Source organism: Cupriavidus sp. GW821-FHT07C08 (genome assembly GCF_059419025.1).
In genome coordinates this window covers 87028-101706 of record NZ_JBWKQZ010000003.1, presented here as the reverse complement: position 1 = coordinate 101706, position 14679 = coordinate 87028, and the positions used below count along the sequence as shown (strand labels likewise).

General features: G+C 66.6%; 12 protein-coding genes. 4 read left to right on the top strand and 8 right to left on the bottom strand.

Annotation, left to right across the window (positions count from 1 at the left end; all coding sequences use genetic code 11):
- Positions 1-57 precede the first annotated feature (57 nt).
- The 3 genes from AC07UK_RS05670 to AC07UK_RS05660 all read left to right on the top strand — a co-directional run bounded on the left by AC07UK_RS05670 (position 58) and on the right by AC07UK_RS05660 (position 2949).
- Positions 58-1194 carry a PLP-dependent cysteine synthase family protein gene (locus AC07UK_RS05670; protein WP_494685916.1) on the top strand — a complete coding sequence of 379 codons (1137 nt, stop codon included), beginning with the start codon at positions 58-60 and terminating at the stop codon, positions 1192-1194.
- Between the two features lie 74 nt (positions 1195-1268).
- On the top strand, positions 1269-2021 hold the full coding sequence (locus AC07UK_RS05665; protein ID WP_436222250.1) for a tetratricopeptide repeat protein: 753 nt from the start codon (positions 1269-1271) through the stop codon (positions 2019-2021).
- A 55-nt stretch (positions 2022-2076) separates the two neighbouring features.
- A complete protein-coding gene (locus AC07UK_RS05660; RefSeq protein WP_494685915.1) occupies positions 2077-2949 on the top strand; it encodes a class I SAM-dependent methyltransferase in 873 nt (290 codons plus the stop codon).
- A 52-nt stretch (positions 2950-3001) separates the two neighbouring features.
- Here the strand turns inward: AC07UK_RS05660 and AC07UK_RS05655 are convergent, their stop codons facing one another.
- Positions 3002-4633 carry an ABC transporter substrate-binding protein gene (locus AC07UK_RS05655; protein ID WP_494685914.1) on the bottom strand — a complete coding sequence of 544 codons (1632 nt, stop codon included), beginning with the start codon at positions 4631-4633 and terminating at the stop codon, positions 3002-3004.
- Positions 4634-4770: 137 nt separating this feature from the next.
- On the opposite strand from AC07UK_RS05655, the gene trmB reads away from it, so the two are divergent.
- Entirely contained in the window at positions 4771-5457 is a 687-nt protein-coding gene (gene trmB / locus AC07UK_RS05650; protein WP_494685913.1) for a tRNA (guanine(46)-N(7))-methyltransferase TrmB, read from the top strand.
- A gap of 66 nt (positions 5458-5523) precedes the next feature.
- Here trmB and AC07UK_RS05645 read toward each other — a convergent pair whose 3' ends face one another.
- From AC07UK_RS05645 to AC07UK_RS05615, 7 genes are all read right to left on the bottom strand, one after another.
- Positions 5524-6726, bottom strand: a complete 1203-nt coding sequence (locus tag AC07UK_RS05645; RefSeq protein ID WP_013957431.1) for a DUF2863 family protein — start codon at positions 6724-6726, stop codon at positions 5524-5526.
- A 105-nt stretch (positions 6727-6831) separates the two neighbouring features.
- Positions 6832-6984: a hypothetical protein gene (locus AC07UK_RS05640; protein WP_013957430.1), complete on the bottom strand. Its 153-nt coding sequence runs from the start codon at positions 6982-6984 to the stop codon at positions 6832-6834.
- Positions 6985-7221: 237 nt separating this feature from the next.
- Positions 7222-9927, bottom strand: a complete 2706-nt coding sequence (gene acnA, locus AC07UK_RS05635; RefSeq protein ID WP_494685912.1) for an aconitate hydratase AcnA — start codon at positions 9925-9927, stop codon at positions 7222-7224.
- A 279-nt stretch (positions 9928-10206) separates the two neighbouring features.
- The gene (locus AC07UK_RS05630) at positions 10207-10764 is read right to left on the bottom strand and encodes a hypothetical protein (protein ID WP_013957428.1); all 558 of its coding nucleotides are present in this window, start codon (positions 10762-10764) and stop codon (positions 10207-10209) included.
- Positions 10765-10929: 165 nt separating this feature from the next.
- Positions 10930-12126: a bifunctional 2-methylcitrate synthase/citrate synthase gene (gene prpC, locus AC07UK_RS05625; protein ID WP_494687452.1), complete on the bottom strand. Its 1197-nt coding sequence runs from the start codon at positions 12124-12126 to the stop codon at positions 10930-10932.
- Positions 12127-12177: 51 nt separating this feature from the next.
- The gene (locus tag AC07UK_RS05620) at positions 12178-13158 is read right to left on the bottom strand and encodes an HpcH/HpaI aldolase/citrate lyase family protein (protein ID WP_026200456.1); all 981 of its coding nucleotides are present in this window, start codon (positions 13156-13158) and stop codon (positions 12178-12180) included.
- A 133-nt stretch (positions 13159-13291) separates the two neighbouring features.
- Entirely contained in the window at positions 13292-14275 is a 984-nt protein-coding gene (locus AC07UK_RS05615) for a malate dehydrogenase (protein WP_010814614.1), read from the bottom strand.
- Positions 14276-14679: the final 404 nt, after the last annotated feature.

Sequence of the window (14679 nt, the reverse complement as noted above, 5' to 3'; positions counted from 1 at the left end):
GTGGCTTCTGGCATCCTGACTGCCTGTCCCGATGCCCGGCCTGCCCGGAACACTGCCATGCCACTTTCCGACTGGACCCATGAGGCCATCCGCAAGATCGATGCGGATTTCAACCGCTCCGCCGACACCCACCTGATCCCGCTGGACCTGCCGGGCTACCCTGACATCCGCGTCTATTTCAAGGACGAGTCCAGCCATCCGACCGGCAGCCTCAAGCACCGGCTGGCGCGGTCGCTGTTCCTGTACGCGCTGTGCAATGGCTGGCTGCATGATGGCAGCACGGTGGTGGAGGCATCCAGCGGCTCGACGGCAATCTCCGAGGCTTACTTTGCGCGGCTGCTCGGGCTGCCGTTCGTGGCGGTGATCCCGGCGGGCACCTCGCGCGCCAAGATCGAGGCGATCGAGTTCTACGGCGGGCACTGCCACCTGGTGGACAGCCCGTCCGAGATCTACGCCGCCTCGCGCCGCATCGCGCAGGAGACGGGCGGGCATTTCATGGACCAGTTCACCTACGCCGAGCGCGCCACCGACTGGCGCGCCAACAACAATATCGCCGAGTCGATCTTCAAGCAGATGGCGCATGAAGAGCATGCGGTGCCGGCCTGGCTGGTATCGAGCGGCGGCACCGGCGGCACCATCGCCACGCTGGGGCGCTATGTGGCCTATCGCCGCCACCAGACCCGCGTGCTGTGCGCGGACCCGGAGAACTCGGTGTTCTTCGACTACTTCCGCAGCTGCCTGGAGGGCAAGCCGCAGCCGGACCTGACCCTGGCCGAGGGCTCGCGCATCGAAGGCATCGGCCGGCCGCGCGTGGAGCATTCGTTTATCCCGACCTGCATCGACGCCATGCTGAAGGTGCCGGATGCGCTCTCGTTCGCGGCCATGCGCTACCTCGCCGGGCGCTTCGGGCGCCGCGTGGGCGGGTCCACCGGCACCAATTTCGTCGGCGTGCTGTACCTGGCCCAGCAGATGCACGCGGCGGGTGAGGGCGGCGCCATCGTCAGCCTGCTGTGCGACAGCGGCGAGCGCTACGGCAACACCTATTACGACGATGCCTGGTACAGCGCACAGGGCATTGCGATCGAGGCGGCCGATGCGCTGGTGGCGCGCGCGGTCAATGGCGAGGCCGTGCTGACGTCGCAGGCGGTGGCGGGGCTGCAGTCGGCCGGCGCCGGCATTCCGGCGGGCGGCTGAAACCCGTCGCCCTGCCTTTCTGTCACAATGCCGGCGGCCGGCGCGCCGGCCATTGATTCAAAGGTGAATTCCCTATGCGTATCTTCGGCATCAGCATCCATATCATCGTCGCACTGTTCTTTGCGGTGCACGCGGTGCGCACGCACCAGAACATGTACTGGCTGCTGATCCTGTTCCTGTTCCCGGGGCTGGGCAGCGTGGTGTATTTCTTCGCGATCTACCTGCCCGGGCTGCGCCAGTCGCGCGGCGCGCGTGCGGCCACGCGTGCCATCACGCAACTGGTCGATCCGAACCGCGCGGTGCGCGAGGCCCGCTCAGACTTTGACCGCGCCCCGACGGTGGCGCACCGCATGCGCCTGGGCGCCGCGCTGCTGGCGGCCGGGCAGCCGTCGGAAGCCCTGCAGCACTACCAGGCAGCGGCCAACGGACCGTTTGCGACCGATCCGGCGCTGCTGCAGGGACTGGCACAGGCGCAGTTCGCCACCAACGATGCCGCCGGCGCGCTGGCAACGCTGGAGAAGCTGTTCGCCGCCAATCCGCAGTCGCGCCAGCAGCCCGATCCGGCCCTGCTGTTTGCGCGTGCGCTGGCGGCCACCGGCGCATCCGGCACGCGGGCCGCGTTCGAGCAGGCGCTGACCAGCGCCAGCGATGCCGCGCCGCGCTGCCTCTTCGCCGACTGGCTGGCGGCGCAGCCCGACGCCGCCGACCGCGAGCGCGCGCAGCAGCTCTATGCCGATATCGTCCACGACGCCCGCCACTGGCCGCGCCACGCCCGCGAACACAACCGCGAATGGCTGCAGCGCGCGCAGTCGGCGCTGGGCAAGTAATCCGCGTTTCTCCCCATCCATGCCGGAACGGGTGCTGAACGCCTTTCTCGACAACATGACCCTACTGAAACGCAAATCGATTGAAGCCGTGGCCTCGCGCCGTCCGGCACGTGGCATCCGCACCCGTGGCGAGGCGCCGGCACGCGAAGAAAAACGCATGACCCCGCGCTTCGCGCCGGTGACCTTCTCGGAAATGGAAGGGGTGCGCTACCTGCACTTCGGCACCGAGTGGGTGCAGGGCGCGATGCGCCTGCGCAAGCCCGATGCGATCGAACTGGAATACGCGCAGCAGATGATGGCCTGGCTGCTGTTCCTGTCGCCATCCGTTGAAGAATTCCACGTGGTCCAGCTTGGCCTGGGCGCCGCGGCGCTGACCAAGTTCTGCCACCGCCAGTTCAGCCAGGCGCGCGTGACCGCGGTGGAGCTGAACCCCGCGGTGATCATCGCCGGGCGCAGCATGTTCGGCCTGCGCGAGGACGACGCGCGCCTGACCGTGCGCGAGCAGGATGCCTGGGACTACGTCATGGACGGCACCCACGCCGGCGCCATCGACGTGCTGCAGGTGGACCTGTACGACGCCACCGCGCGCGGCCCGGTGCTGGACACCACCGCGTTCTACCGCGCCTGCCGCCGCACGCTGAAGGCACCCGGGGTGATGACCATCAACCTGTTCGGCGACCACGACAGCTTTCCGAAGAATATCGAACGCATCTGCGATGCCTTCGACAACCGCGTGCTGGTGTTCCCGGAAGTGCATGACGGCAACATCATCGCGATGGCCTTCAGCGGGCCGGGTATCGATGTGTCGTGGGAAGCGCTGGAGGGGCGTGCCGAGGTGGTGGAAAAGACCACCGGCCTGCCGGCGCGCGACTGGGTGCAGAAACTGCGCGCGGCGAATGCGCGGCAGGAAGAGCGGTTGAAGATCTGAGGAACTGCCGCTCTCCCGCTGCGCGGGAGAGCGGCTGCAGGCAGCCCCGCGCTCACTCCTTGTGGAAGAACTGCGCCAGCGACCACTCGTCGGTGCGCGCCTCGTACTTCAGTCCCTTCTTCATCGCCCACATCGCCAGCTGGCTGTGCGACGGAATGATCGCGTGGTCGGCCAGCGCAAACTTGGCCGCGGTGCGGGCATTCTCCTCACGCGCCTTGTCGCTGCTGACGGTGGTCAGCGATTTCTCGATCAGCTGGTCCAGTTGCGGGTTGCTGTACTTGCCCCAGTTCCAGGTGCCATAGCCGGTCTTGGGGTTGGGCGTGCCGGTAATCGAGCGCAGTGCCACGTCGGCCGCGGCCGAACCCCAGCCCAGCATCTGGAAGGCGAACTCGCCCTGGCGTGCGCGCGTGAAGTAGGCCGCCACCGGCAACGTCTCCACCTTGGTCTGGATGCCGATGCGCGTCAGCATGCTGGCGGTGGCCTGCGCCACCGCGGCGTCGTTCAGGTAACGGTTGTTGGTGGCGTGCAGCGTCAGGCCGAAGCCGTCGGGGTAGCCTGCGGCGGCCAGCAGCTTTTTCGCGCCTTCCGGGTCATAGGCTTCAGGCTTGGTGCCGGGATGCCCGAAGATCTGCGGCGAGACGATCGACGAGGCCGGCACCGCCAGCCCTTCCATGATGCGGCTGACGATGGCGTCGCGGTTCAGCGACTTGCTGATTGCGGCGCGCACGCGTGCGTCCTTGAACGGGTTCTTGCCCAGCGGCTTGCCGGCCTTGTCGGTGACAAAGGGCGGGTTGTCGCGCGACTGGTCCATCTGCCAGAAGATGGTGCGCCACGACACCTGCTGCTCGATCTTGAACTTCGGGTTCTGCTTTAGCTTGGCGACGTCGGCCGATGGCACGCTCTCGATCACGTCGACATCGCCCGCCAGCAGCGCGGACGAACGCGCGCCGTTGTCGGTGATGATGCGGAAGATGGCGCGGTCCCACTCGGGCTTGGGGCCCCAGTAGTTCGGGTTGCGCTCCATCACGATTTCCTGCCCGCGCGCAAAGCGCACGAACTTGAACGGGCCGGTGCCGATCATGACTTTGCCCGAATCAAAGTCCGCCTGCGTCAGCGTGGCGGCGACCTTCTTCGGCATGATCGGCACGCTGTTCAGGTCGTTGGCCAGGTTGGCGTAATTGGGCACGCTCATGGTCAGGCGCACCGTCAGCGGGTCGGGCGTGTCGATGCGCGCGATCGGCTTGGTGTAGCTGGTGAACGAGCCCGGGCTGTTGACCAGCTTCTCCGGGCGCTCCAGCGAGGCCTTGACGTCCTCGCTGGTAAAGGGCGAGCCGTCGTGCCACTTCACGTTGGGGCGCAGCTTGATCTCCCAGGTGATGGCGTTGACCGGCTTCCACGACAGCGCCAGGCCGGGGATGTAGCGCGCATTCTTGTCCATGAACACCAGCGACTCGAACACATGCAGCGCGATGGCGTTGTTGGGGCCCGAGTTGTTCCAGTGCGGGTCCATCGAGGTCACGTCGGCCGCCAGGCCGATGCGCAGGTCTTCGGCGTGGGCGGCTCCCGCCGGCAGCAGCGTGAAGGCGGCGCTGCCCAGCACCAGCGCGGTGGCGGCATGGAGCACGGCGCGGCGGGCAGGGCGGCGGGGCGGACGTTGCGGCGGCAGGGCGTGGGTCGGTGTCATCTGGCTGGCTCCTCGTACGGGTCCGCGCGGGCGCGGCCGGGTTCTCAGGCGGGTTTGTCCCGCATTGTGCCGCTAAAGTGGCTTGGCTGCAGCCTTTGGCGCGGGCTGCCAAGCCGATGCGGGGCGGCGCCGTTAGAATGGCGCCCATGTTTGCCAATTCCCGCACCATTGTCTCGGCCCAGTCCGATGTCCACGAACACCTGGCCCAGCGCGTCGCGCGCCACCTGGCCGAGCCGTTCCGCAAGCCCATCGGCGAAGCCAGCCGGCGCGAGCTCGGCGCGGCGCTGCAAAGCTGGCAGCAGGCCGGCGGCGCGCCGCTGATCCTGGATGCGGGCTGCGGCGTGGGCGAAAGCACGCTGCGGCTGGCGACGGCGTTCCCGGACCACTTCGTGATCGGCATCGACCAGTCCGAGAAGCGCCTGGCCGCCGGCAAGGACTGGTGGGGCGAGGCGCCGATGCCCGCCAACTTCTGCTGGGCGCGGGCCGACCTGGTCGATGCCTGGCGGCTGCTGCAGGCCGAGGCCGTGCCGGTGGCGCGCCACTACGTGCTGTACCCGAACCCGTGGCCCAAGATCGGCCACCTGGGGCGGCGCTGGCAGGGCCATGCGGTGTTCCCGGCGCTGGCTGCCTGCGGCGACTACCTGGAGTGCCGCAGCAACTGGCGCATCTATATCGATGAGTTTGCCCAGGCGCTGGCACTGGTGGGGCGCCCGGCGCAGGTGGAGGCGTGGGCGCCGGCGCAGCCGATGACGCCGTTTGAGCGCAAGTACGGGGCATCGGGCCATGGCTTGTGGCGCTGCGTCAGCGAGCGCAAGCCTGCTTGAGCGGCTCGCCAATGAGAAACGGCCCGCGCATGCGGGCCGTCTTTTTGCCTGGCGCAGCCGGGCGCGTCAGTGGAACAGCGGCTGCTGCGTCGGCGCGTCCTCGGGCAGTTCGGCGTGCACGATCTCGCCGTTGCGGTCCGCGTACAGCGGCGTGCCGCAGTCCTCGCAGTATTCCGGATCGAACAGCGCGGCGTGGCGGAAGATGTCTTCCACGCCGGCGTTGCGCAGTTCCTCGCAGATCTGCTCGAGCGGGTTGCCCTTTTCGTCGGCATCGACCTCGCCGGCTTCGCGGCCGTAGACCGGCCACACAATGCCGTAGATCACATCCTTCTCGCCGCGCATGGTGAAGCCCACGCGGTATTCCTCGACCACTTCCTCGCCGAAGGCAGCCACCACGGCGGCCAGCTGGCCGGCGGAGATGTCGAGCGTGCCGCACAGGTAGTTGACCGCGGCGCGCACGGTCAGCGGGCGGATGCTCTTGTCGGACTCGCGGCAGGACAGGAAGAAGGCGTCGGGCAGCAGCAGCTCGAACTCGCAGCCCGGCAGCAGCAGCGCCACCGACGGCTGCACCTGGGTGCGCCATTGGTCGAGGCAGGTCGAGCGCTCGGCGTGGTGATCCTTGGCGTCTTCCTGCCAGCGGAACAGCGCCTGCTCGTGCGGGGCCACCACCACGGCCAGCAGGTAGCGCGGATCGGCCAGGATCGGCGCGGTCTCGGGCAGGTCGCGCAGGTCGACCTTGGGTACCGTGCCGGCCAGGGCGGCCGCGGCCAGCTTGTGCGTGAGCGCAAAGGTGTCGCTGTGCGTGCGCGGCAGCTGGTCGATGCTGTAGAGGTAGGGCGACAGCGAGACCTTGGTGCCGGTGGCCAGCACATGTGCCTGCAGGTGCACCGCCAGCGTCTGCGCCAGCTCCGGCTTGAGCGAGCCGGAGGGAATCGCGTAGCGCGTGTGCGCCAGGATCGGGGCGGCGATCAGCAGCGCGTCATAGCGCTGGCCGTCGACCTCGATGGTGGCGGATTCGGCGAGCGTCTCGGCCTGCTCGGCCAGTACGTCGGAGGCGTCTGCATTGTGCTTGAACAGGTGTTCCAGCGCCGCGTCGAGCGCGGTCTGGCTCCCGTTCTTCAGCAGGCGGCCCAGGCGCTGCGAGAGCCGCCGTTCCCAGTACGCGTCCTCCATGCGGCTGCCCGAAGCGTCGAGGGCGAGCGCATCGGCCACCAGACGCTCGGCGTCAGGGGAGAGTCGTGGGGAAGCCTTGGGGCGAAAACCTGCCATAGAAAGAAACCGTCCGTTTATGCGTAAAACGGTATTCTACTCGTTGCGTTGACACGCAGGCCGCTATATGCGTGCAGCCTGTGCGGACGCGCCCGGGCGTGCGGCTTATTTCTGGGCCGGAGCGGCGCCAGGGGCTGCGGGCGCGTGGCTCTCGACGCTGTGCGACTCGCCGGACATGGAAACGTCGCTGCCGCCCTTGGTCAGCAGGTAGAGGGCCGCGCCGGCAACCACGACGAATGCGATAAGGATCTTAACCATGGTGTCTCCTGATTCTGGATGATGCCGGGCGGACCCGGCTTCCGGTCGTGCGACCGCTGTTCTTGTGGAATACAGTGTGGCAGTACTGGCTTGCGTGAAACTTACACGCGCCCGACTTCGTCCGGGGTGATGCAAGGGGCGCAGGACACCAATGAAAAACGCCGCCTGCCTGGGCCCCGCAACGGGGCCAGGCAGGCGGCGTCAGCCCTGGCAGGCTGCGGGCGCCTCAGGTGGAGCTCAGGCGGCCAGCAGCTGGCGCAGCACGAACGGCAGGATGCCGCCGTGGTTGTAGTAGTCGACCTCGATCGGCGTATCGATGCGCAGCAGCACCGGCACGCGCTGCTCGTCGCCATTGGCTCGATGGATCACCAGCACCACGTCCTGCTGCGGCTTCAGGTCGCCCTCGATTCCTTCGATATCGAAGGTCTCGTTGCCGGTGATACCCAGCGTCTGAGCACTGTCGTTGCCCTTGAACTGCAGCGGCAGCACGCCCATGCCGACTAGGTTGGAGCGGTGGATGCGCTCGAAGCTGCGTGCCACCACGGCCTTCACGCCCAGCAGCTGCGTGCCCTTGGCGGCCCAGTCGCGCGACGAGCCGGTGCCGTACTCTTCGCCGCCGAACACCACCGTGGGCGTGCCCTCGGCCACGTACTTCATGGCGGCATCGTAGATCGACATTTCGTCGCCAGTGGGCTGGTGCAGCGTGATGCCGCCTTCCACGCGCGAGCCGTCGGCCGTGGGCGGGATCATCAGGTTCTTGATGCGCACGTTGGCGAAGGTGCCGCGCATCATGACTTCATGGTTGCCGCGGCGCGAACCGTAGCTGTTGAAGTCGGCCTTCAGCACGCCGTGCGACAGCAGGTACTTGCCCGCGGGCGAGGTGTCCTTGATCGATCCGGCCGGCGAGATGTGGTCGGTCGTCACCGAATCGCCGAAGATGCCCAGCGCACGCGCGCCGCGCACGCTGGCGCTGGTGGCGGCGGGCTGCATGCTGAAGTCCTGGAAGAAGGGCGGCTCGGCGATATACGTCGACTTGGGCCAGTCGTAGACCTGGCCCTTGGTGCCCTTGATGCCGGCCCACAGCTTGCTCGGCTTCTTGACCTGTTCATAGTTGCCCTTGAAGGTCTTGGCATCCATCGCGTACTTCATCAGTGCGTGGATTTCTTCCGAGGTCGGCCAGATATCGCCCAGGTAGATGTCGCGGCCCTTCTTGCCCTTGCCCACGGGCTCGGTCATCAGGTCGCGCGTGACATTGCCGGCGATGGCGTAGGCCACCACCAGCGGCGGCGAGGCCAGGAAGTTGGCACGGATGTTCGGGTGGATGCGGGCCTCGAAATTGCGGTTGCCCGACAGCACGGCAGCGGCCACGAGGTCGTTCTTGGTGATGGCCTCGTTCAGCTCGGGCGTCAGGTCGCCGGCGTTGCCGATGCAGGTGGTGCAGCCATAGGCGGTCACGCCGAAGCCCAGCTTTTCCAGGTAGGGCAGCAGGCCGGCGGCCGTCAGGTATTCCGTCACCACGCGGCTGCCCGGGGCCAGCGAGGTCTTGATGTGCGGCGCCACCGTAAGGCCGGCTTCCACCGCCTTCTTGGCCAGCAGGCCGGCGCCCAGCAGCACGCTCGGGTTGGAGGTGTTGGTGCAGGACGTGATCGCGGCGATCAGCACGTCGCCGTTCTTCACCTCGAGGCCGTCGGTGGTGGTGTAGGCGCGGTCCAGGTCGGCCGCCTCCTTGTTGAAGCCGTTCTCGGCCACCGGCTTGCTGAACAGCGAGGCGAAGGTGCTCTTGACGTTGCCGATCTCGATGCGGTCCTGCGGGCGCTTCGGGCCCGCCAGCGACGGCGCCACCGTGCCCAGGTCCAGCGTCACCACCTTGCTGTAGTCGATCTCGCCGGCCTTGGGAATGCCGAACATCTTTTGTGCGCGGAAATAGCCCTCGAACGCGGCGATTTCCTCTTCGGTGCGGCCGGTGCCCTTGAAGTAGTCGATGGTCTTCTCGTCCACCGGGAAGAAGCCCATGGTGGCGCCGTATTCCGGCGCCATGTTGCCGATGGTGGCGCGGTCGGGCAGGGCCAGGCTGGCGGTGCCTTCGCCGAAGAACTCGACGAACTTGCCGACGACCTTTTCCTTGCGCAGCATCTCGGTGATGGTCAGCACCAGGTCGGTGGCGGTGACGCCTTCGCGCAGGCGGCCCTTCAGCTCCACGCCAACCACGTCCGGCGTCAGGAAATAGACCGGCTGGCCCAGCATGCCGGCCTCGGCCTCGATGCCGCCGACACCCCAGCCCACCACGCCGATGCCGTTGATCATGGTGGTGTGGGAGTCAGTGCCGACCAGGGTGTCCGGGTAGTAGACGCCGTCCTTCTTGTGCACGCCACGGGCCAGGTATTCCAGGTTGACCTGGTGCACGATGCCGAAGCCCGGCTGCACCACGCCGAAGGTATCGAACGCCTGCATGCCCCACTTCATGAACTGGTAGCGCTCGTTGTTGCGCTGGAATTCCAGCTGCATGTTCAGGTCCAGCGCCTTCTTTTCGCGGAAATGGTCGACCTGCACCGAGTGGTCGACCACCAGGTCCACCGGCACCAGTGGCTCGATCTTCTTGGGGTTCTTGCCCATCTTCTCGGCGACGTTGCGCATCGCGGCCAGGTCGGCCAGCAGCGGCACGCCGGTAAAGTCCTGCAAGACCACACGGGCCACCACGAAGGGAATTTCGTCGACGCGCTCGGCGTTCGGCTTCCAGTTGGCAAGTTGCCTGACGTGCTCTTCGGTGACCTTCTTGCCGTCGCAGTTTCGCAGCACCGATTCCAGCACCACGCGGATCGACACCGGCAGTCGCCCGATTGCCACGTCCAGCTCCTCGCCCAACTGGGGCAGGGAGTAATACTGGCCCTTGCCGGAAGAGCCGATCTTGAATTCTTTTAGCGTGTTCTTGAGGTTGTGGGGCATTGCCGTACTCCGATCGAAGGATGATGCGATGGCATTTGGCTCGGACCTGAATCAAGACCCCGGTGCGCTGCCGCGGCATTTGACCGCGGTCCGAGGCCGGCAGCGCACTGCAACTGCATACTCTAACCGCCGCGCGGCTTTGGCGCCACCCGGCTCGGCATCCCGCCGGCCGCAACGACACCGGCCCGACAGCATGCCCGCGCGGGATTGACCGCCCGGCAAGGCAAAAAAGGGCGCTGGCGGCCGGAATTCAGCGGCCGCCAGCGCCCCGGTACGGACTTACTGCTTGGGCGCTGCGGATTGCTGGGCGCCTTCCGGCACCTGCGTCGGGCCGCCCGGGGGCGTGACCAGCAGCGGGGTGGTGGCCGGGGCGCGCAGGCCGCCGGCCTGGGTCGGGGCTGCGGCGCCGGCCTGCATGGCGGCGCTCTGGCAGTCGTCGGCCAGGCGCTGGCCCAGGTTCTTGTTGAACAGCATGGCCTTGCTCGGGATCACCACCAGGTCCAGGCCGGTGCGGGCGTCGTAGTAGCGGTCGGCGCCGGTCACCGTGGGCTGGCGCGGCAGCTTGTAGTCACGGCCTTGCCAGTGCACGGTCAGGACCTCGTCGCGCAGCATGTCGCCGGCGATATACAGGTTGTTGCCCAGTTCACACTGCCATTTTTCGCCGTTCGGCGTGACCGCGGCAGCAGCGCCGGCCGCCGCGGCGGTCCCGGCAGCTGCCTTCTTCTTGCTCGAAGCCTTCTTGGTGGTGGTCTTCTTGGCAGGTTCCTGCGCCATCACGGCGGTGGCGGTGGTCAGGCTGAATGCGCCGATGCAGGCGGCAAGGACAAGATGTTTCATTTTGTGAGTGCCTTTCGGATACTGAAATCGATTTATGTTTCATTCGCCGCCTTCAAATCGGGCGGCGCCGGGACAAATTCCGCCGCTATTCTCTACGATTTGCCCAGGGCGGCGTAGTGCTCTGGTCTTTGGTTACATTATCGAAGGGGGCTAGTTGGCCCGGCTTCACTTGCGCTTGCCAATCGGCACAAACTTCAGGTTTTCCGGGCCGGTGTAGTTGGCACTCGGGCGGATGATTTTGTTGTCGATGCGCTGCTCGATAATGTGCGCGGCCCAGCCCGAGGTACGCGCGATCACAAACAGCGGCGTGAACATCGCTGTCGGCACGCCCATCATGTGGTAGCTCACCGCGCTGAACCAGTCCAGGTTCGGGAACATCTTCTTGATGTCCCACATCACCGTTTCCAGGCGCTCGGCGATGTCGAACATCTTCATCGAGCCGGCATCCTTCGACAGCTTCTTCGCCACTTCCTTGATCACCTGGTTGCGCGGGTCGCCGGTGGTGTACACCGGGTGGCCGAAGCCGATCACGACTTCCTTGTTCCCGATGCGGCGGGTGATGTCTGCCTGGGCCTCGTCGGGGTTGTCGTAGCGCTTCTGGATCTCGAACGCGACTTCGTTGGCGCCGCCGTGCTTGGGGCCGCGCAGCGCGCCGATGGCGCCGCTGATCGACGAATACATGTCCGAGCCCGTGCCGGCGATCACGCGGGCGGCGAAGGTCGAGGCGTTGAACTCATGCTCGGCGTACAGGTTCAGCGACGTGTTCATGGCACGCTCCCACAGTGCCGACGGCTTCTCGCCGTGCAGCAGGTGCAGGAAGTGGCCACCGATGGAGTCATCGTCGGTTTCCACCTCGATACGGCGGCCGTTGTGGCTGTAGTGATACCAGTACAGCAGCATCGAGCCCAGGCTGGCCATCAGGCGGTCGGCGATGTCGCGCGCGCCCGGGGTGTTGTGGTCTTCCTTCTCCGGCAGCACGGTGCCCAGCACCGACACGCCGGTGCGCATCACGTCCATCGGGTGGGCGCTGGCGGGCACCCATTCGAGCGCGGCCTTCACATTGGCGGGCAGGCCGCGCAGGCTCTTGAGCTTGGCCTTGTAGGCGGCCAGTTCGGATTTGGTCGGCAGCTTGCCGTGCACCAGCAGGTGGGCGATTTCCTCGAACTCGCAGGTCTCGGCGATGTCGAGGATATCGTAGCCGCGGTAGTGCAGGTCGTTGCCGGTGCGGCCGACGGTGCACAGCGCGGTATTGCCGGCGGTCACGCCCGACAGGGCGACGGATTTCTTGACCCGGGGCGCGGCTGGCTCGCTGCCCGTGGCGTCGGGTGCGGCGGCGGGTGCGGCGAACTTCGAGGCGGACATCCGTGTCTCCTTGGGCGCTGCCCTGTTTGTTTTTTGGTATGGGTATCGGCTTCAGGCGAAGAACAGCGCTTCCACATTGGCCGGCAGCGGCGTGCCGGTGGCCTGCGCGCGCTGCAGCAGCGACCAGTAGTAGCGGTAGCTGGCGCGGTCGTGCAACTGGCCGTCGTGGCGGATCGGGGCCCAGTTGTTCTCGTGCGCCGCCAGCAGGATCTGGCTGGCCGCGCCGATTTCTTCGGCGCCCGGGCGGAACGCCGCCACGATCGGTGCGATCTGGCCCGGATGGATGCTCCACTTGCGCAGGTAGCCGAACTCGCTGCGCGCGCGCAGCGCATCGTCGCCGGCGCGCTGCGGCGCCTGCACGTCGGTGCTGACGTTGTGCGACGGGACCTTGCCGTGGCGGTGGCAGGCGGCGGAAATCTCCAGCATGGCGCGGCGGATCAGCGGGTGTTCGAACTGCTGCGGCGAGCGCATGGCTTCGCCCGGGATGGCGCCATGATGGGCCGAGACAAAGTCCATCAGGCCAAAGCTCAGGCATTCCACCTGCACCAGCGCGGCAATATCGAAGGCCTGTTCCAGCGCGGCGTGGGTCTCGACCAGCACATGGATCGGGATATGCCGGGCGATGCCGGCATTGCGCGCCACCTGGTTGACGTGATCGGTCACGCGCGCGACCTCGACCACGTCGGTGACCTTGGGCACCACCACATAGGCCAGGCGCGCGCCGGCGGCACGCACCAGCACGTCGACGTCCTCACGCCAGCTCGGGTGGGCCGGGTCATGGATGCGCACGCCGACGCGGTTGTGGGCATTGAGCGGGCTGTTGACCAGCTGCGCGCACAGTTCGGCATGCTCGCGCTCATGGCCGACGGCGGCGCCGTCCTCGCAGTCGAAGGTGATGTCGAAGACGGGGCCAAGCTCTTGTTGCAGGGCAAGCGATTTGCGCATCAGCTTTTCGCTGCCCGCGTAGTGGTCACACACCGGCAACTGGACCGGGATGGCTTCGCCCTGGAACAAGACCTCGGAAGGATGCACGTTGATTCGGATCGGTTTGGGTTGACGGGGGAGAGCAGGGGCCATCGTAGCCCCTGGATATTAAAAAAACCGGGGTCCGCGCTGATTCGTGAATCGTTGCGGAACCCCGGTCTTTCCTCGAGCGATCGGAGGATCAGCCCAGCAGGTGCTGCACGCCGGCCTTTTCTTCTTCCAGTTCGTTCAGGGTGATATTGATCTTTTCCTGGCTGTAGGCGTCGATCTCCAGGCCCTTGACGATTTCGTACTTGCCGTTGGCGGTGGTCACCGGGTAGCCGAACATGGTGTCGGCCGGGATGCCGTACTCACCGTTCGACGGGATGCCCATGGTGACGACCTTGCCGTTGGTGCCCAGCACCCAGTCGCGCACGTGGTCGATGGCGGCGTTGGCAGCCGAAGCAGCCGACGACAGGCCACGCGCCTCGATGATGGCGGCGCCGCGCTTGCCTACGGTCGGCAGGAACACGTCGTTGTTCCACACCGGGTCGTTGATCAGGTCCTTGACGCTCTTGCCGTCGACGGTCGCATAGCGGTAGTCGGCGTACATGGTCGGGCTGTGGTTGCCCCACACGAACAGCTTCTCGATCGACGACACCGGCTTGCCGGTCTTGGCGGCGATTTGCGACAGGGCACGGTTGTGGTCCAGGCGCAGCATCGCGGTGAAGTTCTCGCGCGGCAGGTTCGGGGCCGACTTCATGGCGATGTAGGCATTGGTGTTGGCCGGGTTGCCGACCACCAGCACCTTGACGTTGCGGCTGGCGACTTCGTCCAGTGCCTTGCCCTGCACCGTGAAGATCTGCGCGTTGGCTTCGAGCAGGTCCTTGCGCTCCATGCCCTTGCTGCGCGGACGGGCGCCAACCAGCAGGGCCACGTCGGCGTCCTTGAAGGCAACCTTGGGGTCGTCGGTGATGACCACGCCGGCCAGCAGCGGGAACGCGCAGTCTTCCAGTTCCATCACCACGCCCTTGACGGCTTGCTGGGCTTGCGGGAGGTCGAGCAGTTGGAGGATGACCGGCTGGTCTTTGCCCAGCATGTCGCCATTGGCGATGCGGAACAGCAGGGAGTAGCCGATCTGGCCAGCGGCGCCGGTCACTGCGACGCGCATTGGGGCTTTAGCCATGAGTAAATCTCCAAACGATAGAAGGGGGGAAGCCGGTCGGTGGCATGCCGTTGCCGTAACAAGGGGCGCGGCGGGTCACCGGGTGCTGGTTGTCGCCACAGCGGGGAGCGGCCGTCCGCCGGAGCCAGGTGGCGAGGCCACGGGGCGGAACCGGTGAGGAGAGCCACAACGGGTCATGGTGATGCAACAAAGCGTTAGTCTACTGCGAAGCGAGGCGCCATTTCCAGACCGGAGCATTGCCGTCCGGTATCCTGGCTGCTGCTGGCGGGCCTGGGAGGGCCATCGCGGGCGTGGACCAGCGCGAGTGTAGGTCGGGCCTCCCGCGATGTCAATTCATATGTCTTATATAAGACATAAGACAATTAACGTAAGGCTGGACGTATCTTGCCCTTTTGTGGTGAAAT